General features: G+C 36.2%; 10 protein-coding genes and 3 tRNA genes. 5 read left to right on the top strand and 8 right to left on the bottom strand.

Going from position 1 to position 24,819, the window contains the following annotated elements; genetic code table 11:
- Positions 1 to 6 precede the first annotated feature (6 nt).
- Entirely contained in the window at positions 7 to 1,848 is a 1,842-nt protein-coding gene (locus NBX25_RS16685; protein ID WP_123910649.1) for a bifunctional lysophospholipid acyltransferase family protein/GNAT family N-acetyltransferase, read from the top strand.
- Between the two features lie 109 nt (positions 1,849 to 1,957).
- Positions 1,958 to 2,030 (top strand) — tRNA-Phe (locus NBX25_RS16690).
- Positions 2,031 to 2,110: 80 nt separating this feature from the next.
- On the opposite strand, the gene NBX25_RS16695 is transcribed toward NBX25_RS16690, so the two are convergent.
- Entirely contained in the window at positions 2,111 to 2,278 is a 168-nt protein-coding gene (locus tag NBX25_RS16695; RefSeq protein ID WP_250254431.1) for a hypothetical protein, read from the bottom strand.
- Between the two features lie 262 nt (positions 2,279 to 2,540).
- Between NBX25_RS16695 and NBX25_RS16700 the strand changes: the two genes are divergently transcribed.
- Positions 2,541 to 2,613 (top strand) — tRNA-Phe (locus NBX25_RS16700).
- A gap of 95 nt (positions 2,614 to 2,708) precedes the next feature.
- On the opposite strand, the gene NBX25_RS16705 is transcribed toward NBX25_RS16700, so the two are convergent.
- A complete protein-coding gene (locus NBX25_RS16705; RefSeq protein WP_250254432.1) occupies positions 2,709 to 3,704 on the bottom strand; it encodes a class I SAM-dependent methyltransferase in 996 nt (331 codons plus the stop codon).
- A gap of 278 nt (positions 3,705 to 3,982) precedes the next feature.
- On the opposite strand from NBX25_RS16705, the gene NBX25_RS16710 reads away from it, so the two are divergent.
- Positions 3,983 to 4,444 (top strand): hypothetical protein, encoded by a 462-nt coding sequence (locus tag NBX25_RS16710; RefSeq protein ID WP_250254433.1) that lies wholly within the window; start codon positions 3,983 to 3,985, stop codon positions 4,442 to 4,444.
- A gap of 202 nt (positions 4,445 to 4,646) precedes the next feature.
- A tRNA-Phe gene (locus tag NBX25_RS16715) sits at positions 4,647 to 4,719 on the top strand.
- A 125-nt stretch (positions 4,720 to 4,844) separates the two neighbouring features.
- Here the strand turns inward: NBX25_RS16715 and NBX25_RS16720 are convergent.
- The 6 genes from NBX25_RS16720 to NBX25_RS16745 all read right to left on the bottom strand — a co-directional run bounded on the left by NBX25_RS16720 (position 4,845) and on the right by NBX25_RS16745 (position 24,623).
- Positions 4,845 to 6,494 (bottom strand): hypothetical protein, encoded by a 1,650-nt coding sequence (locus NBX25_RS16720; RefSeq protein ID WP_250254434.1) that lies wholly within the window; start codon positions 6,492 to 6,494, stop codon positions 4,845 to 4,847.
- Positions 6,495 to 6,496: 2 nt separating this feature from the next.
- Positions 6,497 to 7,870 (bottom strand): hypothetical protein, encoded by a 1,374-nt coding sequence (locus NBX25_RS16725; RefSeq protein WP_250254436.1) that lies wholly within the window; start codon positions 7,868 to 7,870, stop codon positions 6,497 to 6,499.
- Positions 7,871 to 7,872: 2 nt separating this feature from the next.
- On the bottom strand, positions 7,873 to 9,681 hold the full coding sequence (locus NBX25_RS16730) for a hypothetical protein (protein WP_250254438.1): 1,809 nt from the start codon (positions 9,679 to 9,681) through the stop codon (positions 7,873 to 7,875).
- 2 nt (positions 9,682 to 9,683) lie between these two features.
- Positions 9,684 to 11,390 carry a hypothetical protein gene (locus NBX25_RS16735; RefSeq protein ID WP_250254440.1) on the bottom strand — a complete coding sequence of 569 codons (1,707 nt, stop codon included), beginning with the start codon at positions 11,388 to 11,390 and terminating at the stop codon, positions 9,684 to 9,686.
- A gap of 85 nt (positions 11,391 to 11,475) precedes the next feature.
- The gene (locus NBX25_RS16740) at positions 11,476 to 17,724 is read right to left on the bottom strand and encodes a hypothetical protein (protein WP_250254442.1); all 6,249 of its coding nucleotides are present in this window, start codon (positions 17,722 to 17,724) and stop codon (positions 11,476 to 11,478) included.
- 11 nt (positions 17,725 to 17,735) lie between these two features.
- Positions 17,736 to 24,623, bottom strand: a complete 6,888-nt coding sequence (locus NBX25_RS16745) for a hypothetical protein (protein WP_250254444.1) — start codon at positions 24,621 to 24,623, stop codon at positions 17,736 to 17,738.
- Positions 24,624 to 24,819 lie beyond the last annotated feature (196 nt).

Below are 24,819 nucleotides of genomic sequence, written 5' to 3' on the forward strand. Positions count from 1 at the left end.
ACACACATGAGTTTAATTTCGAAAAACGATCTGATCAAAGCTTCCGGCTTAAGTAAAATTGGGTTCCTAAAGAATCCAGTAGCATCTGCTGTGATGAGCATTGCTAAAATAAATGAAGTAAATAGACTATACGATAAACTAAAAGATAAGGAAGGCAAAGACTTTTTCGACTCATTTGTAAGAGAAAGAAACCTAAGCTATGTAGCTTTTGAAGAGGATCTGGCAAAAATTCCGAAAACCGGGCCTTTTGTTCTGGTTTCCAATCATCCACTGGGTGCTATTGACGGAATTCTGATGTGCAAGATCTTATCGGAGGTTCGTCCGGATTTTAAGGTAATGGGAAATTTCCTTTTGGAAAAGATCAAACCTATGGAACCGTACGTAATCGCTGTAAATCCTTTTGAAAACAGAAAAGAAGCTTACAGCAGTTCTTCTGGAATGCGTGAAACACTCAAGCATTTACAGGAAGGAGGCTGCGTAGGTATTTTTCCTGCTGGAGAAGTTTCTAACAAAAACAATCCTTATGGAGAAATTTTAGATAAAGAATGGGAAAAAACGGCACTTAAGCTTATCAGAATGGCTAAAGTGCCCGTTGTTCCTATGTATTTCCATGCAAAGAACAGCCGCCTTTTTTATCAGGTAGCTAAACTTCATCCAAGTTTGCAAACGCTTATGCTTCCTGCAGAAATGATGAATGATAGAGAGAAACCTATCAGAATCAGGATTGGAAAACCAATCTCTGTAAAAGCGATGGATGAGATGGAAACCATTGAGGAACTGGGAGAATTTCTAAAACGTAAGGTTTATATGATGAAATCTTACTACGAAAAAAGAAAATCTCTGGCTCAAAGCATTAACCTTCAGAATCTCTCTGTTAAATTTCCTTTGTTAAAAGAAGAAAATATTGTTCAGAACATCATTGATGAAACTCCTATAGAAGATATCGTCAAAGATGTTGATAAGCTAAGAGGAACAGAAAAAATGCTGTTCAGCAACGGAAACTACGAGATTTACTTTACCACCTATGAAGAAATTCCTTCAATTATGAGGGAGATCGGACGTCAGAGAGAATTAACTTTCCGTGCGGTAGGAGAAGGAAGTAATCTTCCGTTTGACCTTGATGAATATGATAAGCATTACCATCACCTTTTCCTTTGGGATAATGGTGAGAAAAAGCTGGCTGGAGCTTATAGAATGGCTTTGGGTAGAGAGGTAATGAAGAAATATGGTATCAAAGGCTTTTATACAAGCTCCTTATTTGAATTTGAGCAAGATATTCACCCTTTCTTTAAAAAGGTAATTGAAATGGGCCGTGCATACATCTGTCAGGAATATCAGCAGAAGCCACTTCCCCTTTTCCTTTTATGGAGAGGAATTGTACATGTATGCCTTAGAAACCCTGACCATAAATTCCTGATGGGAGGAGTAAGTATCTCGAATAAGTTCTCTGAGTTCTCCAAATCTCTGATGATTGAGTTTATGCGTTCTAATTATTTTGATTCCGCAGTAGCTCAGTATATCACTCCGAGAAATGAGTATAAGGTAAAGCTTCGAGACAGAGACAAAAGTCTTTTCTTTGACGAAATGGAATCAGATCTTAACAAATTGGATAAGATTATTGACGACCTGGAACCTGAATTAAGATTACCTGTTCTGATCAAAAAATACATTAAACAGAATGCCAAAGTAATTGCATTTAATGTTGACCCGAACTTTAATGATGCTATTGACGGATTGATGTATATTAGAATCAGTGATCTTCCTGAAAGTACGATAAAACCTGTACTGGAGGAAATGAGTGAACAAATCAGAAAGGAGCAGGAAAATAATCCAGCTGATAATCAATAAGTTTTTAGTTTTAATTAAAAAAAGCACGATGAATACTTGCTTTGTATACTAAAACTTACTACTTTTGCATTACTTTAAAACAACGAAGTAAGTCAAACAAAAATATAATGGTTTCTTAGCTCAGTTGGTAGAGCAATGGATTGAAAATCCATGTGTCCCTGGTTCGATTCCTGGAGAAACCACTTGAAAACCTCTGATTAGTCAGAGGTTTTTTTGTTTTCTTATTTGTCTACAAATTATATATCTGCTTAAGGTTACTAATTTATATTGTAGAATTTTTTTCTTCTGTTAATCTTTTAACAGCATTTCTATCGACTATAACAGTATTGGCACCTGGATAGATGACTTTATTATTTTTAGGTTCTTTTTGCAGGAATAAATATCCTTCATCGGGCCAATGAATAAAAAGAATTTTACTTTTTTCATTCATTAGCTTTTTTTTGGATTGATATATATTAAATAAAGATGTTCATCCTATCTCCCGACGATTCGAATATAATATAAAAAAGTGTTGTATTTCGATAATCAATTCAGACACAATAAGATTCTTGCTAAAAAGATTCAAAAAAGAAATCCAAAGGATTTTAATATCGAATAATAACAGAGAAAAACACATAAAAACTTGCATAGTATTACAAAATAGTATAATTTTGCACCACTTTAAAAACGACAAAGTAAATCAACAATATAATGGTTTCTTAGCTCAGTTGGTAGAGCAATGGATTGAAAATCCATGTGTCCCTGGTTCGATTCCTGGAGAAACCACTTGAAAAGCCTCTGAATATTCAGAGGCTTTTTATTTTATATAGAATCATAGGATTAAATGTCCTAAAAGTTATTAAAAAAAGAATACGTTTATTCTAAACAGCATGGCTTCCTTTTACCTGATATATTCCAAATACAAAATCGCTTGGATTTGATTTCAGGAAATCATCTTCTAATTGGAAAATATCCTGTAATAATCTTTGTTTTTCAGAATCTGGCATCTCATTTCCTACAAAATGATGTGCAATGTCTTTAAATACACTTTGAAGGAGATTGTTCCCCATTGCTTTTTCGTCAACAACTTCAAAATATTCATGAATAGCAGGCATTATACTTTCAGAATCTACACATTCTGAAGGATCTGCAATAATCATTCTTACAACCCCACTTCCATAGTAATTATTTTTAAAAAGATTTGTTTTATATATCCTTTTATATTGCTGAGGGATAAGTTGCAAAGCCTTATTGATATATTGAATTTGCTGTTTGGAATACTGAAGTCTATTTTTTCCAACAAATTCATTAATAATTAAGCAGCCTGTAGGTTTTAAACTTTTAATGACCACATCTTTTAAGAATTGAAAAATATTTTCAAAATGATGGAGAGAGGCATGAAAAAAAACAATATCATATTTTCCCGGCTCAAAATCATACGTCAAAACATTTTCTGCATGAAAAGAAATATTACGCAGACCTTTATCTTTTGCAATCCCGCTGGCGATAGACAAAAGTTTATCTGAAAAATCAAAGCAATCTATTTTCCAATGAGGATTAAGTTCTGCTAAGCGAAGTTCGTGGCTACAACCTCCTGAACCTAAAGCCAGCACTTTTATCTCTGCTGAATCCTGAAAATAATTTTCGCTGAGATATTCTTCATACGTTTTATTGATATCTCCCGTAACCAGTTTATTCCATCTTGATCTCACTTCGGGAATACTCCAAAAATTAGCTGATTCAATTTCTTTTACATTAAAGGCACTTTTAGTTCTTTGATAAGAATCAATTTTTAATTTAGAGAATAGAAAAGGTAATCCTCTTTGGTGAAATTTAATATAAATATCTCTGATGTCTTCTAATGTTAAAAGGCGCATTTCTAATTTTTATCTTTGCAAGTTAATTAAAAAATAAAAGAATGGAAAAAATATTCTTTCTCATCAACATGATCTATTCTCAACCATTATTCATTAAAAAAGTCATACAACAAAACAACAATGAAAACGGAGTATGCATCTGAATGATTCTGAGTTTTTTGTTAGCTTTTTACTCAAAAACTTTCTACATTTGAAAAGCACAATCAATTAATGAACTATTATTTTAAAATTAAATATAAAACATTTATTGCTCTCCCCCTTTTAATCCAAAATAGTTTATGAAAAATTTAATCCTTCTTCTTTTATTATCGCCATTACTGTGTATGGCACAATTGAATTATAAAGACCTTTCTTTTTTGGCCAGTAACAAAATTGATAAAAATATCGAATACATAAAAAATAAAGGCTATACTTTCAGACAGGAAAGAGCAACAAGCGATGGCACAAAACAAGTTTACTATGAAAAAGGAAAACTGAGCCGCACCATGGTTGTAATGCGGATATTAGATAGTCAAAGTGTTGTGATCTCCTATGTTCCTGAAGACAAAAATAATTTTGAAAATATACAGAACGAAATCCATACAACAGGGTTTAATCTGGAAGGTTCTACCTCCAGCGACAAAGATGTCTGCTCTTCTTACCAATCAAAAGAATATTTTGCTAAACTTTGTGAAGTAAAATTTCCCGGAGCTTCTGAAACATCTTACAACATTACTTTTTACAGAAAGGATATTCATTAAAAGCGATCATATAATAAGTAAGGTACTATTTTCACAATTAAAGTATAATTAACAAGTCACTGATGAGCAAGCTCTTGGAATTAAAAACAGATAAATACAATATTTTCTCAGAAAAAACACCAAGAAAAACTTGCGCGGTATTACAAAATGTTATACTTTTGCAACACTTTAAAACAACGAAGTAAGTCAATACTAAATATATGGTTTCTTAGCTCAGTTGGTAGAGCAATGGATTGAAAATCCATGTGTCCCTGGTTCGATTCCTGGAGAAACCACTTTAAAGCCTCTGATCAGTCAGAGGTTTTTTTGTTTTTATATAATTAATATTTTTGATCAACAATAAACTCCCTCAAATTAAATTTGAGGGAGTCCTTATGTTGAAAAGTTATATTGAATCGTATTATTTTTTAATAATAGCTTTCAGGTTTTCTATTTCTTTATTCTGAGAAATGACATAGAGTGTTAACTCTTCAATCTTCTGAAGTAATTTCATTTGAAAATCTCCCAGATTCACGCCATCTTTTACAATAGCTTCTCCGGAAGGGATCTCCGGCAGATGTTTATTTTCTCTGACAAAAGATTCCAATTCCTGAAGTGTTGGCATTTGATAATCCGGTCTGATAGGAGATTGCCCGTCAAAATATTTTTGAAAAACATAATCTGCAGGAACATTCATGTCCACAACAACATCTTCAGCATGAATTTTTCCTTTTACCGTAAGCTTCTGATCCGGATTTTGAGTTCCTATTCCTACATTTCCTCCGTCTTTGTTTAAAATCACATTATTTCCGAGCGGATTAATATGCAATGGGGACGTTCCATGACCTTGCATCCAACTGTATCGATCAGAACAACCCAATCTTAAATTGACCTGTGAGGTATCGCCTACTATTAAAGCTCCTTCGCTGTCAGGAAAAACATAGCCTGAAACAAGATGCATTTTTGCTGCCGGTGTTTCAGTGCCTATTCCTACATTTCCGGATCCTTTAATAATAAAAGGTATATTATTGCTTCCGCCAACATCTCTTACTCTAAAATAATGACTTTTATTGGCATTCTGAGGGTTTCCAAAGGATCCCACATCAATAGTCATAGCATCAATAGGATCTGAACTTGGGCTCTGGGAGATATGCAACTTTCCTGTTGGTAAGGTGGTTCCTACACCAATATTTCCATTTGGCATTATACTTAACCTTGTTTGTTTTTTGGTAACCATATTAATAGCGCCATAAGTACCATCATCAATATTATTAACAATGTTAAAGTCACCATAAGAACCATATCTGAAATTAGTACCACTATAAAAAGAGTTTAATTCAAGATCTGCTGTAGAATGATACTTCAATTGCACAATATTACTTCCTCCGGCGGCTTCACTTCTGTCGAATAACCCTCCCACTACATTAGAGTGTCCCCGATTTTTGGGTGCCATTACATGAAAACTTGTTTCCGGTAAAGTGGTTCCAATTCCCACATTACCATTGTAGTTGACATAGTGTTTGTTCTGCCCGGTAAGCACATTGGTATAAATGTCAGATAATACTGCTTTATCAACTACAACAGTGGAATTGCTATGCTGTATGAGTCTGATAGCATAAGTATTCCCGGATTGACGTGTATGATAAAGTGTTAATTTATATTGACCTATACTGCTATCCCATATGATATCGCCTAAATAAATATGATCCGTAATTGGTCCTGATGCTTCTATAATTCTTGATAAGGGCTGATACCAGATACCACCATTAGGATTAGCTCCGACGATAATTTGTTTTTTGATAACCCCTACCGTATTTTCGTTATTCCATGCTCCTACAACTTGTACTTCTATATTTCCTTGTATTGCATTTCCCAACAAAATATCTACCGCTAAATTGCTTTCCAGATTTGGAAATCTAACTGATAGATCTTTATATTTAAAATTACTGGGAAATGATGTAGGATCATCCAGATGTAAATAACTATCCAAAAGATCTCCAAACTGATTTTCTGTAGGTCTTTTTCCTGCTTTAAAGTAGTTTTTTAATTCTGTAATTTTTTTTTTTGCCATGATTAGTTCGGTTTTAAAACATCGATCTCTTTTTTCATGGAGATCATGTAGAGTGTTAATTCTTCAATTTTTTGAAGGAGTTTGATCTGAAAATCGCCTACGGATAATCCACTATCAGTCATTTCTTTTGCAGAAGGAATTTCCGGAAGATGGCTTTTTTCAGAAATAAATTTTTCAAGTTCAGCTATCTCTCGCAATTTATAATCAGCTGCAAAAACATGATCTGCTGTGGGCGTCGTAGACACTACAAAGTCTTTAGCTTCTACTTTTCCCTTAAAAGCTGCATTACCATTTCTGTTCACTACAAGCTGCCTTCCTCCATCATATGATCCGGTAGATACTACAAATGTATCTTCATGGGCATTTCCAAAGAACCAATTGTTGGCACCATTAGATAATCTTGTCTGGATTCCTTGGGTATATCCTCCATAATCAACACTTCTATCTAAATAAATAGTTGGTGAATAGTCGAAAACTCTTTGGCTTTGAGACTTTACTTCTCCAGCTACTTCCATATTTCCACTGAAAGCACTGTGATTATTTTCCGGATTAAATGAGGCAACTTTGCTTTCATACTTTCCGATATAATAGAGATTAACCTTATCCTTTACACCCACAGCTGCAAAGCCTCCTGCATTTTGGGTTGCATCGGATGAAAGAAAATGATACCCTCTAGCCCACATTGTCTCATAGCCTTTGATCGCAACACCTCCTATAACAGGAGATTCAGTATCAAATAGTATCTTTCCCTGAACATCCAGCGGAGCGATAGGCTTTTTTGTTTTTATCCCTACATTTTCATTATAGTGTACATAATGTTTCTTCTGTCCTGAAAGAGAATTGGTATAAATATCTGAAAGAACTGCTTTGTCAACAACCGCATTTGTTGTTGAGTGGTGTACCAACCTTACTACATACTCATTCCCTCTTGAATTGGTGTGGTAAATAGTTATTTTATATTGTTTAATGGTATTATCCCAAACAATATCACTGATATAAATATTATCAACAATTTCTCCCGAAGCTTCTATAATTCTTGATACTGGAGGTCTCCAAATATTATTATCATTAAAAGCTCCAATAACAATTTGTTTTTTAATTGTCCCTACACTGTTTTGAAAATTATAAAACCCAGCAACTTCAATTTCAAAGCACCCATGAATTATTACATTTCCAAGCAATACATCAATTGCCTGATCTGCTTTTTGTTCGGGAAAGACAAATTTAAAGTTACTTTTCTCTTTATAGTTGGGTGAAAATATATTAGCATCATCCAGATGAGCAAAACTGTCAATAAAATCCCCAAATTGGCTTTCTGTAGGTCTCTTTCCAGCCTTAAAGTATTCCTTTAATACTGTAATTTCTTTTTTCGCCATGATTAATTAGGTTTTGCATCAATCTCTTTTTTCATGGAGATCATGTATAATGTTAATTCTTCAATTTTTTGAAGGAGTTTGATCTGAAAATCGCCTACGGATAATCCACTATCCGTCATTTCTTTTGCAGAAGGAATTTCCGGAAGATGGCTTTTTTCAGAAATAAATTTTTCAAGTTCAGCTATCTCTCGCAATTTATAATCAGCTGCAAAAACATGATCTGCTGTAGGAGTAGCTGTAATCACTACATCTTTTGCTTCGAGTTTACCATGTAATGCCATATTTCCGGCATCAGATAATACGAGTCTGGCACCACCTCCACCATCTGAAAAGTAATTCCAGAATTGTAAACTATTGGAATATTGCCCTGTCATATTATAAATGGCCCATCTGTTTGCTGTACCCGGTGCTGTTTTAGTCTTATTATCTAAATAGATAGCTCCCCCTTCATTGCTACTGATCTGGGACATAATTGCTCCTTGTACATCAAGTTTCTGCTGTGGAGTTTCTGTGCCAATTCCTACATTTCCATTTGGACTAATTCTCATCAGTTCATTCATGCTGACTGGAAGATCTAAACCGGTCTGCTGAAAACCTGAACTTAAAAATTTAATTCCTTCACTTCCTGTAACTACCGCTGTATTAAAGCGAGGAAAGGAACTAGTTGTCGATAGCCATTTTAATCCAGCATTAGGATCAGCTTTAACTCCAAAACTCATATAAGTTTCTGCACTGCTTCTTAATGATCCCCAGTTATTTACCGAGCCATCTTCATAACGGATCGCCATTGCATTATTCCCTTGTGTACCATCTCCGTTCCCTGCATAAATAGTTCCCCTAACATCCAACTTAGATAATGGATTAACGGTTCCTATTCCTACATTTCCATTGGGTTTTACAGTCATTTTAATATTTTGACTGGTTACGAAATTGATAGATCCAAAGTTAGGGTCATAAGAATTATCATTTTCTATATTGAAGTCAAAGTAATCTCCATACCTTCTTCCTAAGCCTGAAAACCCGGAATTTAATTCCAAATTGGCTTTATTATGGTAAGAGAGGCTCAATATATTACTTCCACCTGTAGCTCCGATGGTGGTAAATTTTGCAACCGTTGCGTTCTGATTATTAGAGTTTTCATGCATTATATCTAGCTTTGCTTCAGGAGCAGTGGTTCCTATTCCAACATTTCCTTTGGCATTCACTTTCAGCCCTACTTTAGCGCTTTCATTAGACATTAGGTTTCCCACAAACAGGTTCCACTCATTGGTCATTGGCTGCAAAGGAACAGAAGAAAGACTATTTCCTCTATTATCTATTGCTCCCCAGCCATCGTTTTTATTAATTGATCTTATTTTAATAAAAACTTTTAGCATCTGGTCTGCTACTCCATAGGTATGAATCGCTCTGATTCGAAGCCTACATTTTCTCCCATTTACATCAACGGTAAAATTATAATTGGGTTCACTATCGATATAATTATTCTTATTAACTGTTCCACATTCTCTCCAGATATCCGGATTTGAATGTGAAACTGCTGCAATATGAGTGGCTCCACAAGCAATATTTCCTCTTGTGTAGGCCAAAGATATTTCATAGAAGCCTCCTGCACTTGCACTGGAAGGTGCAAAATCTAAAAACTCTATATAATCTCCTATCTGATAATTTGCAGGAAATTCTACAAAAGTGGAATACTCTGAAAACTCATCTAGATGAGCATAACTGTCTATTAAGTCTCCAAACTGGCTTTCAGTAGGTCTCTTTCCTGCTTTGAAATATGTTTTTAATTCTTGTTTATTTTTCTTTGCCATGATTATTTTGATTTTAAAACATCAATCTCTTTGTCTAAAGAAATGATATACAGTGACATTTCTTCAATTTTCTGTAGGAGTTTTATCTGAAAATCTGCCACGGAAAGCCCTGTATCCATCATCTCTATTGCGGAAGGAATTTCCGGGAGGTGTTTGTTTTCATTAATAAATCTTCCAAGATCCTTGATTCCTCTTAAATTATAATCTGATGCAAAAACATAATCCGCTGTAGGAGTTTGGGTGATGACTACATCTTTTGCTTCTAACTTACCCTGGATAGCAACATTCCCGCTTTCTTTCCAGTTTAAAACATTGAATTCAATATCACCTTTCTTAATTCCTAAGGCACCTCCTGTCCAACCATAAAGAAAAGGGCCATCCAGCAAAGAATTATCACTGTTTTGTCTTTTATATTTTAAGCCATGAGATGAAGTATTTCCACCTAATTGAATAGGAGATCCTGCAGCAATATTAATTCCTCCTTCAACATCCAATTTAGCCTGAGGGCTTGCGTTTCCAATCCCCACATTCCCATTATCAGCAATAGTCATTCTGGAACCATAATTATTACCATCTGCGGCATAGCTCCAGAACTGCAATCCGTTGCCATATCCTCCGGTCATATTATAGATAGCCCATTGGTGAGCGGTTCCAGGCGCTGTTTTATTGGGATTCTGGAAAAAGATAGATCCACCTTCATTACTCCCTACCTGCGATACAATTGATCCTCTTACATCCAGTTTTTGCTGTGGATTTTCTGTACCAATACCTACACTTCCATTGGGTGTTATTCTCATAAGTTCAGAAAGAGCAACCGGTGAATCCTGTGCTGCCTGCTGATAACTAGAAGATAAAAACTTAATTCCTTCTCCACCAACAGTTACCGCCGTTTTATAGCCTGCGTAAGATCCATTACCTGATAACCAGCCATACGCTGTTTTATTATCAGCTTTAACTCCGTAACTCATATAAGTTTCAGCACCACTTCTTAATGAACCCCAGTTATTTACAGATCCATTTTCATAACGGATGGCAAATGCATTAATTCCTTCCGTAGCATCACTTCTGCCGGCAAGAACATTCCCCCAAACATCCAGTTTAGACTTTGGATTATCTGTTCCTAATCCAAGATTTCCATTATAGTATACCGAATGTTTTTTTTGCTCAGCCAATGGTTTAACATATATATCCGAAAGTCTAGCCTGATCTACATATGATTTCTCATAAGAAAACTGCTTGATTCTTATAGCATATGGGTTCTGTTTGATACTTGTATGATAAATGGTCAGTTTATATTCATTTATTACAGAATCCCATACAATGTCTCCAATGTAAATATTATCTAAAATTGTTCCTGCTGCTTCTACAATTCTCGCTGTAGTGGGATACCAAACGCCCCCATCAGGATTAAGGCCAATCTCAAATTGTTTTTTTATAATCCCAACACTTGTCTGATGAGCAAACGTACCTGTAATTTCAATTTCCAAACTTCCGTTCAGATAATTATTTCCCAAGAGAACATCCACCGCCATATCTGCTTGATAATTAGGAAATTCAACATATAAATCCTTATATTTATGGTTATCAGGGAAAATAGTTTTATCGTCTAAATTGGCGAAGCTATCGATAAGATCACCAAACTGACTTTCTGTTGGTCTCTTTCCAACCTTAAAATATTCTTTTAAAGCTGCAATTGTTTTTTTTGCCATAATTTTTGTTTTTTGGTGAATAGTTCCTCCTATTCCTACTGGTAAGGAGGAACTATTTTATATTTATTAATTTATGAAGGGGTAATTAAGGTCTTACAATGAAAGTTCCCTGTAAGATCATACCGTCTGTTCCGTCGTGAGAAATTCCACCGATATCAGTCCAGGTTTCTTTTTTGTATATCGTAAGAATCTTTTCTTCAGTACTGAACATATTAGATGTATTCTGAGATATCATTTTGAAATGATGATAAAGTACTCTTCCTTCTTCATCTTTAATCTTCATAGGATCCAGTCCTAACTTTTCAACAGGAAGGAAAAACTCATTTCCGGTCATATCAAATGCTTCTGCAAAGAACCATTCTTCTGTATTGTTTGCCGGATTATTACCATACAGATACAGTTTTGCTTTTGAAGTATCTTTTTCATCTGTATCTATTCTGGCAATTTCTTTCCAGTTCCCCAGAGGACTCATTTTATAAAGGTGATATTTCCCTTTATAGCAAACCTGATCCCAGGATAAGATTACCCAATTGATCACATCAGAATCTACTGGCTCCGAATGATATCTTAAGACAGGTGCTGGTGGATTATAATTTTCTACCAACATGGTTACCGTAGTCTTTGAAGGTAATGAGGGAGCCTGTTCCTGTACCGTTTTAGCTGCAGGAGGTGAAACAGCATAATCTATTGTGGTATACTCCACTTTTCTGGAAGCTACCACACGATAGAAAAGTGGATCACCATAAGGTTTTTCATCCAGATCTTCAAATTCATCATACACTGTCCATGATCCATTTTCAGGGTTTACTTCTACATCAGCAATCTTCACGGTTTTAATATGTTTCATACTTAATATGGAATCTGCATCCAGTTTGTTGGTTGCTCTGTAAATAGAGATTTCATTGATCTTGTGAACATCGGTATAAGAATTGACTTCAATTCTTACTTTGGCAGAAATTCCTAATGTAGCATTATCTACTATCGGTAGTAAGCTTAAGATCTTTGGTGGTTCAGCCGGATTGGTATTAACCAGTTTAATAGGTCCTTGGAATTTACTGAACTCTCCCATTTGCAATTGATTCCCCAATTCTCTTACTCCATAGAAGTAGAAGTTATCCGAAGCCCCATCAAGCGTAAAGTCAGTAAACAATGTTGAATGAGCAGTACCTCCCTGACCTTGGCTGTATACGGCCGCCATTGGAGCCATATCAAAATCATCATGTGTAGTAGGTAGTAAATACCCTGAAGCATCCCTGATATTCTGTTTTTTATTTTTAGGTCTGTGCCCTGCCAGATCATTGAAATCAAAATTATGAATCTGCTGATAAATAATAGGTACTTCCGTAAGTGGTAGGAAACAATTAATCATTGCTTCTTTAATAAAATGACCTAAACGCAGCTGACCTGCCTCACCCGGTACTGCCTCAATAACAGGATAATTAATCGGATACTTTCCATTTTTCCACTTTATTTCATCCAATAAGTTAGCATATCCACTTTGTCCTACTTGTAGCCCAAAATGTTCGTTATGATTCATAATGAAATAATTAATTGCTTCAAATAATATTTTACTGTTCGGAAGTGGCATAGTAAATTTCACAGGACCATCCGGTGGAAACGCTTCAAATTCTGTTTTAGTTGTATTAAGAAGCATTTCAAAGTCTACAAAATTCATCCATCTGTCAGTAAAAAACTCTTCATCATTGCCTCCAAGAGCATTAAGGTTGTTTTTAATTTCCTCAATCTTTGTTGGTTCATATAAAGAAGCTAACAATACAGCATTATTCGCTCTGAAGAACTGTACTGAATATGGCTTATGCTCATATTCTGTGATAAAGCTATAGGTTGACTTTCCGAATTTATCCGGTCTGGTTGCATATTGAGAACCCTTTGGCTTCCTCGGCGGTTTAGGTTCTACAATTCTGTTAGCAAACATTACAGCAGGAACACTGAATTTAGACTTATATTGAGCTCCCTGCATATCTACATTGTCATGATCCACACTCTTAAATCCAAAGATAGAGTATCTTACATCTTCATTTTCAGGTGGTAAAACAACGTCCTCAATTAAATTATTAGCAGCATTCTTATATAGGTATACTCTATAGGAAGGGTAATAATTCACAAGCATATTTTTGCCCATAACAGGATCAGTAAGATATACTGGTGGGGTTAATGGCTTAGATATCATTGTTGCCAGATCATCAGGATGATAATTAAATATAGGTAAGTGAGCTGTATCTTCTTTAATTCTGAAATTTTCATCATAAATATATACTACAAGATCCTTATTTGTTCCTATATTTTCTGTTTTTACCACTTTGAAAACCGATCTGGATTCTTTGGGAACTCCATTATTATAATCTTCTAATGTAAATAACCTTACAATACCATTCAGCCATTCTACAGAATCTGAATTAGGTGAAAACTGAGAATGTTGTGCCAGCTTGAATCCTGGGAATGTCACTTTATAAACCCCTCTATGAACCCTATATTCTTTAACAGGTTTATCTATCACTACTCCCTCACTGTTTTGATACTTATCAATTGTCTCATAATGCATCTCTATTTCAGTATTTTTCCAGAATCCTCTACTTTTTTCAAGGAATCTCTGAACAGATCCGTCCGATTGTTGGGTATGAATAATTTCTCTATGAATTCCCCAATCATTGGTTCCGATTTTTACTTTCAATGAGTTCGGATTTTTTGGTCCCCAGGTTGGCGTATTCTGCATATTTTCAGTGGCATTGAACAATCCTTCAGTGCCAGGACTGAATGTAGGAAGTACGAGGCTGCTCTGATCGATTACCGGTGAAGTCCCTGAAATAATAGCCGCACTTGGTGCTTTTTTGAACACTGTAAATTTCAATCCTGAAGGTTGTACTTCAATTCCGTTAATGATATAACTTTCACCATCTAATAAGAAAATTCCTCCGATAAAATCATTAATAGTTGTTCCTGCCGGAATTTCCGATCTTAAGATATTTAATGGAATTGAAGGCTGGGCAGACGGAGTTCCTCCCCCTGAACTTGGAAGGGTATAATCTACCGTTTTGATCTCTGCCAAAAGCTGATTATTCGGATGATGATTGATACTGGCTACCTTCGCAGAAATCTCTTTCATTGTATAATTTCTGTAGAAGATTTCCACTTCATCAGCCATAACTTCTTTATCATCCGGGAATATTGCATCCGGATTCAGATAGTAACCATCCTGAAGCGTAGAATCAAATGGAATAGAATATACAATTTCATCCTGATAAATATGATGATCAAAACCAAGTCTTACCAATGTTTTATCCGAATCCGCGATTGCATTTCTACGATCCTGTTCTCCCTGAGAAGTAAGGGTTACAGGATATTCTTTCTGGATAAGGAAGGCTGTTGTTGCCGTTGGAGGTAATAACCTGTTGTTAGGTTTAATCTTGGTGTCAATTGACAGTTCCTCTCCTCCAATCTGCGCTCTGGAGAACCAGTTGATTCCATATCCTTTGTAAAAATAAGTTCCACTTTTATCCTGCTTATGCATATACAATGGAGCATAGGTATCCGGAATCTGAAGCGGTAACGTTTCAAAAGAGTCTGCTGCATTATCAATATTTGCATATTTGGTATCATGGCACAGTTCCGGCTTAATCCACATATAATCATCTGTTTTGCCTGGTTCTACAACACGGTATTCAAGACCTGCATATACCGGGAATGTAAATGAAGAGGCATCCAGTTTATCAGATGATCCAAAGAATGTAGGGTTTACTTCAAGTTCTGGTACCTGTAGATTATAAATACTGATATAACGGTATTTCCCATTATGAGAATATCCTTCGCTATCATACAATCCGGCAGATTGCGGATTATTAGAATCCATTCCTTTATTCAGTTTCATCAGTTTCACAGGCAATGAAAGCCTTTCAATTTCTGTAGAAACAGGAAGAGACATGGAGAGCAGCTGATAGGTCTTATCATCCGAATTGATATCCAGATTTTTATTGGTATAATATTCTGTGATATAAATATATTCGTTTCCAAAAACTTCATCATTGATATCCAGATATCCTAATCCCAGCATTCGTGCTACGTGATAATCCAAAGCAGCAATATTTAAAATATCGAGATTGGACACCTGCATATCTCCATCCTGAGGAAGATTCGTGCTAATATCAACTACCTGTTGTGAACCAGTAGGAGAAAGATTGATTGAAATGGTTTCATTGGCTTTTGGATTCGGCTGATCATTACTCAGCTCTACATATCTTTTGACTACCGTTTGAATATCTCTGTCTAAAGCACCGGTAGAGGCATGTTCCCACTTCGTACGATAATTATCTGTATTTACATACGCACCATCATTATATCTTAACCATGCTCCATGAACAGGATTCTCTTTAGGCAGAGGATCTAGTCTCTCAAAAGCCTTATCGCGCTCGTCAGTAAGAGAGAATTCACCCATTAACTCCCATGCATTTGCCTGATTTCTGCTGATGATAAAATCTGAATAGAACTCAAATTTAATCCCGGTAACAAGACAATTGGTAGGTCTGAAACGCAATGTCTTTCCATTTTCAGCATTAAAATAGGTGTTAGAAAGCTCATTAAAACTATAAGGGTGAGCTCTATAAGAAAGCTGCTGTTGGGATATATTATTCGGGTCTGCTACAGAAAGCGCTTCCAGCTCAACTACTGAATTTGACTGTTGATTTTCCACTTCTAACTCTGCAGCAAAGAAAATATCTGTTTTACAAAGAATCTCTACAATTTCATTACCATATTGCTGCATGAATTTAAGAGGATCCGACATCGGGTCAACAGACTGTCTTACCTGTGTGTATTTTGTTTTATTTTTGAAATAGACATACAAAATTCTCTTGTCACCATTAAACTTATATACCCACATCTTCTTACTTTCATCAATAAGCTGAGGAGCTTGTTTAAAATCAAAGTTGAAAATATTTTTTTCATAAGGGGCTCTATATACTTTAACGAAATCTTCAGGTTTATTGAAGTTATTTTTGTTGTCGGTAAGTTTTCCTTTAGGTAGGTGATTTTCTCCCAATTCACCTCCGAATCCCCATCTCAGGTGAATTCCCTTGGTACTGTCATCTCCTTTGGATCCTGCAGCCTGAAGGTAGAAATTAGGGGTCTGCAGTCCTGAAAACTCATTAAAGGTAATCTCTGTTCCATCACCGCCATTCGTACCACATGTATTGTCACTAGCGTAAGGCTTAGTAATAATATCAAACTTAATGTCCTCTTCCTTTACATCTAATTTGAGATAGCCATAGGGTGCATCGTGGAGCTTAAAATACGTTTCCGATACATCAACATTATTAACATGTGAGGTAACACAAGTATTAATCCCACTGGATACAAGCCCTGTAAACTCTGAAGTATGTATTCCTTTTACGGTCACCTCATTTCCTACAATCTGATCAATATAAAATCCTTTGATTAATGATTGCTGTGTCCATACAGGTTTATAATTATAAGTGGAATAACAGAAACTAGAACCTGCACCTGTAGTTGCGTAGAAAAAATCTTTGCCATGAATGAATTGTACTGATTGATATTCCCATTCTTTAAATAAAAATGCTCTTGCTCCAGCTACATCTGCTAAGAGTACAGGAGTATTATTAATTTTACCTCCCCAATGCAATTCGTAATTCCCTTGTGGGATCGGGTGGCAGTAAACTCCGTTTAATACAACAGGAGTATCATTTACAGATGGATATTGAGCAGAAAGTACCGGTTCATTTACCTGTCCGTAGAAGGAAACACCGCGTTTTACACCATTATAGGTTTCATTACCACAGATATGAACAACTTCATTAAAGGTAGAGATTCCGGTAACTTCCAGGGTTGCCCCTGGATTACCTTTATTAATAAGATTTGTTCTTGATTCTACACTTCCGTCTGAGCCCAACACAAGAGTTCCACTGGTTTTTGTGCTTACACTATAAAAAGTAATATAAACTAAAGAATCAGCAAGTATTTCAGCATAAATACGTCTTTCATCGGTTACAATCGAAGGAAATTTTTTACACCATAGTACTTCTCCGCTCACATTAATTCTCATTACAAGAGGGGTTGTTGAGGAATCGATTCCCACAATGGCAAAATCACCGTTTTTGAATGGCATTACCTTCACAAAGGTAGTGTATCCTCCTTGGGAGGGTTTAAAGCCTCTGTTCCATTTCATCTTACCACTTTCATCAAGGACTGTAATCAGTCCGGATAGATCTATGCTTCCTACCTGCATTACCCTCCCTTGGTTCCTCGTAGAAGAGTTAACTGATCCTTTGGAACTTATATAATTATGATTTTTTAAAAAACTCATTTTAGATTTAATTAATTGTTTAGTTTTAATTCGTTAATTACCACTCTGCTTCCCGGAAATTCAGTGTATACTGATCCATTCCAGTATTTATACATAAACTGCAGTTTTAATTTCTGATCTTTGATCTTATTACTCTTATGCACGACTAAAATCTGAGAATAGTCTTTAGCATAGATAAGTTGGAAATCTTCAATATGTTCGTTTACTGCATTAAGAACCTGAAGGCATTCTTTCACTTTCTTCAATGGAATTTTCGGATCATTAAACGGTTCCGGATTCCTGATGAGTAATGCCACCACATCATTATTGGTATTAACTATTTTGACAAATTCCGTATTGGTAGGAGGATTTAATGGTTTTAGTCCCATTACTCCTTCAAAAGCCCTGTCAAATACTTCTGAATAGGTATTTGCAAGCCCTTTTAAGTTTGGATTCTCAATACCTTCTGAAGCTAAGATATAAAGGTCATTAAGCTGTTGTGGCTTAAGATCTGCTTTCACTTCATAGATCGCATCCTTCTGTCCAATAACTTCATTTTTATCATTATATTCTTTTAGCTTATAACTTTCTACCTGCTCTTTAAAGTCCTTGTATCTTGAAGTTCTGAATACAAACTCATGAATCTTCTGGTTCTCCTCATATACTTTATAAGGATCTTCCAATGTTGGTGTAGGCTGTGGCTCATATTTTCCATCTCCGTCATCATCAAAGGCATTGTAGATAATAGCTGTATATAGTTTTTCCGGACTCAGATCCTCCAGTTTAACGGAGTATTTATATGCTTTTGGTGTAACCGGTTTCCCAAGGTCAATGCTACAAGCCATGCCTGTATTCCCCTGATTAACGTGATTCACATAATTAAGCATCTGCTGAACTCCCAATGGTAAATTTGGATCGTCTTCTGCCCAGCTTTCTTTAGTTACCGGTATTGTTTCATGCTTTTTCCAGGTCGAAGGTAATGGATATGGAATACTGATACCTGTTATAGGATCTTTAATCGCGATATTAACACTTCCGATGATCTCCTCAACATCTATTTCAGTATCATGATGAGCAGCCCATGTTTTCAGCATATTATAGATATAAGGCTTAGTAAATGATAGGACAATTTTACTCTGTTCATTACCATAGAATAATGGTTTTGCCATCAAAAGGTCTCCGTCTACGTTAGGATATGATTTTTTCATATCGATATATGATTTCAGAGAAGTAATTGGATATTCATCTATATTCTTCTTCTTATTAGGGATCTTATTTCCATCTTTATCTTTAAGATCTTCAATGTAGTCTTCATTTTTCTTCTCAAAGTGTCCGATAGGTCCTGCTGTTTTAAAGGCGAAATAATAATCAATGATGTGAGGTGTATCTCCATTTACATTATCTTTCAGTTTAAGATTGATATAGTATACACTATTTGGTCTCCAAACCGGTTGTACCACTTTACTCATGGCTTCCTGCATCAGCTGCATATCTTCTGTTACAGCATCTTGTGACGGGATGGTCTGTTGATATTCATAATCTTCAGCGGTCATCCATCTCACCTGATGAAATAAAGTATGACAAAGGTTAACTGTATTACCATCATCATCACCACATCCACAGTTTCCTAGTTTAAAAATGATATCATAAATGTCTTTTGTTAATTGTACCGCTACAGACATTTTAGCACCTTCAGTATTCAGGTAGCTTCTCAACTTCTCTACAAGGTCTCTTACATATCCTGCTCCCTGGATGAGATTATATTGTGGAAACTCTTTATCAAACTGGTAGATGGCATCGATGAACATGAAGAAACACTTTGAACTATATCTTAATTGAGTTACTTCATCTACTCCCTGATAAACAATACATTTATTAAGATTATACATAAGTCCGGTAAGGAAATCACAAAGTCTCGTATCCTTTGTACAAGGTTCTGCTGAAGAATTACATCCACAATCAGGAGTAAACTTCAGGTTAAGAGGTTTTTGTGTAGTTTTACTTACCTTAATGATCACCGCTTTATTGATATTTTCTTTCGGATAATCACTTGAGTAACAGATATCAATACCATTAGATTGATCTGTTATCTTTGAGATCACACTATTATGCTTAATGAATCGGCTAAGAGGACCGCTAGGTAAAAACAGGAAGATCACAGAATGTGTATTGAAGTCAACATATGGTGGAGTATTCCCTGAGGTTATCATCATATATTGAGTTTCGTAATCTGTCCATTTAGTGGCTACATTAGACATATCAAAGTTTATGTTCCCATTGCCCCAAAATCCATTATATCCATTTTCAACATGCATTACATCAAAGTCAAGCTCATTGCATTGAGAGGCAGTACATCCTCCGGCTTTCAATTTCTTCATCTGCTCAACAAGTTTGTCGTAGTTAGCTTGTTCATCTGGAGAAAGAACTACGCTACTGACCTCACCCGTTGTATTGGCTGTTGCATTCGCCCAGATCTGGTCAATTTGTGCATTGATATCATCAATTTCCTGCTGGTTGGCATTGTATGGAATAATTTCAATCTTACTTACATATTGACCTCCATGATTAGCTGCTTCATAAATCAGTTCTGATGCCAGTTCTGCTTTAGTTTTGGTTACTTCCTCAATCAGAGCATAATTCTGATAAATTGTAGTAGAAAATACATCTTTATAGTATCTGACCGTCACCGAGCTAGCCATTGTTGAAAGTAATAATTCTATACTTGCCGATGCTTCAGGAAGTAAGAGAACCATTGTATTTCCATTGGTAATCTTCAATGATTTAGAAAAATTATGCGGGTTGGATGCATTGGAAACCGTCATATAATCCGCAGCATCCGATACTGTTCCTAAAAGGTTGTAATAGGCTCCGTTAATGAAGTTATATGGTGCTCCTGCCGGTGGATAATATACCGTTCCAACAGCCTTATCTTTTACATTAGACTCATGCCATACTTTTTCTGTTTTTGTACAAAATAGTGACGAAGCCGTAATTCCGTATTGTTCAGGAATAAACCATCCCGGTTGTGCAGCATCTAAGAATGAGAATGGTGTAGATGCCAAAATTCTGATGGTATCATACTTATCATTTGTTTTCTGCCAGAATCCTAATTTAAATTTATCAAGATTAGTGATTTGATCTGCTTCATCTTTGGTTAATACAGCCTTGTAAGGATTGTATTTATTCCATTTCCCTTGTTTATTAAGGATTTTAATTTCTACATCTTCAATAGAATACTGGTGCTTCACCTGGCGAAGTACGTGGCCTCCCGGCTGCGTTTTCTGAGGCGGGATAAGATCTGTAAATTCAGTCGCTCCGCTGGTATGTCCTCCAATTTTCTCTCCTGCAGCTGTAGTTGGAATAAGCCCTTTTTCAATTTTAATATCAATATAGGTATCTAATGGAATGGTAGGCAGTTTTTCATGATCTTTAACTGCTGATGTCGGAACCTCATTAACCAGTACTACTGGAAGATCAAAGGTTTCATTGGTAAGCATGTGAACTCCTTTGACCGCATTTTTCAATCGCTCTTCTTTCGGATAATCAACATGTGGTGGATCAGATACATAAGTAAGAGGCGGTACAGCACTCGTATCTACCTTATTTTCTCCTTTCTCCCATTTGATACTTAAATGAACTTTAAGCTTAATTTTAAAGATCACCAGCTTAATCTTGAGTTCGAATTTGAATTCTGCCAGGATCAGGAACGGGAATATAAGTTCTACTCTGAAATAGATCGAGATAAATAAGGCAACACTTACAATGAAAAGATTGATCTCTGCTCCTCCTTCCACATAAATATATCCTCCTACCTGTGGTCTTTCAAAACTGATGTGAGCTCCCACTTCAATAGCGGCATACACTTTTACAATAATCAGATTCAGGTTGAAATCTACCCTTGCTCCCGCTTCAATTCCTTTGGCAGCAATCATCAGATAAGATTCTGCCTTAATATTCACCGAATCTTTAAATAGACTAGCCCTGATCGGTTTGTCCCTTGTTCCGAAATTGACATACCATGGCCTTTGATTTTTAAAGAAGAATCCCATCTGAACTTCGGCCTTAATATCAATAAATGACCCGTTATTTTTATTAAGCTGGAAGTTACCTCCTGCTCCAATTTCCAGTGAATTGTCACCGACGATAACGAATGCATAGAATGGCGGAACTTTAGGGTCATCCTCCGTCAATCCGAGACGCTCACTGATAATCGTTAATCCGGCGTCAATCGCAAACATACTTGGTACTGAAAGCAATACCATGGCACGCAATGAAGCAAGACGTCCGTCTAAGGTTGCCAGAGATGCCCCTGCTCCAAAGGAGAATGGTGCGCTATACTCCTGAGTATACTGAGGTCCGATAAATTTATCGGTATTGATTCCTCGCTGCGGATGTACATAATAATCATACCAGGTATCATTTTCTGTCATTCCAATAGCTTTCTTATGAGCAACATATCGGTATCCGATAAGCCCCCTGAATCCGAAGATACCAAATGAACCTAATGGGATCACGAATGGCAATTCGACGCTTGCATCTACCAGGAATCCCGGATATTTAGGATCAAAAGCCATTTCTGCAGAACCGGAAATATTCATTTTCGGCAGCTGAAGAGAAACTTTACCTCTATATTCTGTAGATTTTCCTGGTTCAGGAATGGTAAGAGCCCCTTTGATAATAGCTACTGCAGCACTTGCACTGGCTGTTCCCGGAATTACTAAATCAACTTCTAAGGTTGAAATATGGAAATAATCATCTTTAGTTCCATCGAATTCATCGTTATCAGCAGTATAATAGTATTTTACCCCATTACCTCTTACATCAAGACCTAGTGGATTGATATTAATACCACCATCAAATCCGATATAATTATAGGTACGCATATTACCATTGAACATTCTCTGGATGGTTCCCATATGGATGGCTGTAACTGCCATACGTACCGGACCTAAGTTCAGGTGAAGGTTGGTTGGAATAATAGAGCTCCCGCCTGCGATTTCAAATTTACCGTTAGCATAATAACGGATAGCCGGAAGATCAATTCCTTCTTTTCCTAACAATCTTTCTCCGAATGAACCCTCAGGGAAGGTAATCTTAGTATCTGCTTCCACATAGAAGTTATCATTTTTCTTTCCGACTTCTATTCTTTGCAAATAAAAGTTAAGGATGTTAAAAAGGTTCATTTTCAGACCAAAAGGCAGAATGGCTGCAGAAAGCTTGAAATTTTCTTTGCTTTCCCATTCTCCAACAACATCAATGACCATGTCCGCACCCTGATAATCTTTGAATTTTTTGATTTTCAGCCCAGCATGTAATGAGGAGTGTACTACCTGTCCCTGGTGGAAATCAATATCAAATTTACTGAATCCTAATTCCCATGATTTTTCGGTATCTTTTCCAAGGTTAAACCATAAGGTACGGTTATCATTATCAAGACTGTCTGTAGAAAGACTTGCCAGGAATTTATAATAGTCTTCTTCTTTCTGGAATTCCCTGTAATCTCCGGCAACGGTTCTTAGTCCCATTGGGTAAACAAACTTAAGTTCAGAAGGCGATGCCAAACCATCCATAAAAGTCATCAGTTCATCCATGTTATGAATAGTTGTTTCATTAGAGCTACTCATGGATTTCACTTTTAGATTATCATAATCAAGCTTAAAAAACTTACTGTAATAATCAACAACTTTTGTCTCGGTTCCTACTGTTTTAACGGCGTAGGTAGGTCTAATGGCAATATTTCCTGAAAGCCCTCCGGTTCCGATCAGCATATGATTGGCTGAAATACCGATGGTCTGTTGACTATTCCCTTCAGGATTTTTCTTTTTAAACCATTTTTTCGGAAGGAAAATCTCGGTGTATTCCATATAGACCCCCATAAATTCCTTAGGTCTTCCGTCTGCATCAGCTTCGGCGATATTTTCCGTTTTGCTGAGGTCAATTTTCAGGTTGTGAATATCAATCACAAAGCCTGTGTTTCCAATCTGAGCAGGATTACTCATATTCAGAACCAGATCCATATTGTATCCGAAACCTTTTTCAGTATCCGCATAGAATAAAGCTTCTCCAAAACTAAGGGTTACTTTTTTAGTTTCATCCTCAATGACTTCTAAAGGAGCTGTCGGGTGTTTTAATGGATTTACCGGTTTTAAAATACTTCTGGGAAATTCAATAGCTGCCGACAGCATTAAGGTTGCCTTAAATTTCGGAATGGCTACCTCTTTGATGAACTCATCAATATCCTGTGGCATTAAAGCTTTAAAAAAGGTTTTTACCTTTTCTGCTGTCTCCTGCATGTCGCTGGAAAGCAAGTAGGTTGCAAAAGCAACTAATGAAGCATACTTTCCTGCCGTTTTATTAAAAATATCCTGGACCACGTCTGTAACTGTCGTAGCATCGGATGGCAATGTAAGTCCCAAACTATGTGAGTCATTAATATCCTTCACAAACTGCATCAGAGGCGTGATATTCTGATTCGCTGGTGAGACAAATGTGTTCACAAAGTGCGCGATGGCTTGCTCTTCCGTTACGTTGAGCACCCTAAGGGCTACCTCGAAGATCTGCTGAGGTTCAAAGGAAAAGTTTCCTAAGCTGAAGTAGCGTAAATACGCCAGGATCTTCCATTGGTATTCAACGGTAATGGGAAATGCGGAGATCGCGGTGTCATCTGTTCCGTTCAGGACTAATGAAATCCCTGTTCCCGGAATTTCAATATCGATTCTCTTGGAAACGACAGATAAACTGTAAAACGCTGAATCTCCTTTCGGCCCTTTACTATACTGTAAATCTTTATAATAGATTTTATCGAGGAGGTTAGTAATCCCCGGTTTTAAGAATCCCAGAATGTCCGGGATGTCGTCTTTTGTAACCACAGAGGATAACCTCGGGTAATACCTGTGTGTTACCGGTGTTTGATTTGACATAAAAATAATTTTGTGTTTGGGTGAGTGGAAGGCTTTCGTTTAGGCAAACAAAAGCCTTATTAAGTAGGATTTACTTAATTTCCCTTGGTGACGCAATGTTTTTAAATATTAAGATATTCTTATATACTACCAATATTTAATCTTGCATATCAATAGATTTGTTTTTAAATCTGTTACGGAAATATAAAAGTTATTA

The sequence above is a fragment of the Chryseobacterium sp. Marseille-Q3244 genome (assembly GCF_940807095.1).
In the GTDB taxonomy this organism is placed as follows: Bacteria; Bacteroidota; Bacteroidia; order Flavobacteriales; family Weeksellaceae; genus Chryseobacterium.

Coding starts and splice junctions, on each gene's coding strand:
- NBX25_RS16695 (WP_250254431.1), bottom strand. CDS start 2,278: ATGAATGAAAAAAGTAAAATTCTTTTTATTCATTGGCCCGATGAAGGA.
- NBX25_RS16705 (WP_250254432.1), bottom strand. CDS start 3,704: ATGCGCCTTTTAACATTAGAAGACATCAGAGATATTTATATTAAATTT.
- NBX25_RS16745 (WP_250254444.1), bottom strand. CDS start 24,623: ATGTCAAATCAAACACCGGTAACACACAGGTATTACCCGAGGTTATCC.
- NBX25_RS16740 (WP_250254442.1), bottom strand. CDS start 17,724: ATGAGTTTTTTAAAAAATCATAATTATATAAGTTCCAAAGGATCAGTT.
- NBX25_RS16735 (WP_250254440.1), bottom strand. CDS start 11,390: ATGGCAAAAAAAACAATTGCAGCTTTAAAAGAATATTTTAAGGTTGGA.
- NBX25_RS16720 (WP_250254434.1), bottom strand. CDS start 6,494: ATGGCAAAAAAAAAAATTACAGAATTAAAAAACTACTTTAAAGCAGGA.
- NBX25_RS16710 (WP_250254433.1), top strand. CDS start 3,983: ATGAAAAATTTAATCCTTCTTCTTTTATTATCGCCATTACTGTGTATG.
- NBX25_RS16685 (WP_123910649.1), top strand. CDS start 7: ATGAGTTTAATTTCGAAAAACGATCTGATCAAAGCTTCCGGCTTAAGT.
- NBX25_RS16730 (WP_250254438.1), bottom strand. CDS start 9,681: ATGGCAAAGAAAAATAAACAAGAATTAAAAACATATTTCAAAGCAGGA.
- NBX25_RS16725 (WP_250254436.1), bottom strand. CDS start 7,870: ATGGCGAAAAAAGAAATTACAGTATTAAAGGAATACTTTAAGGCTGGA.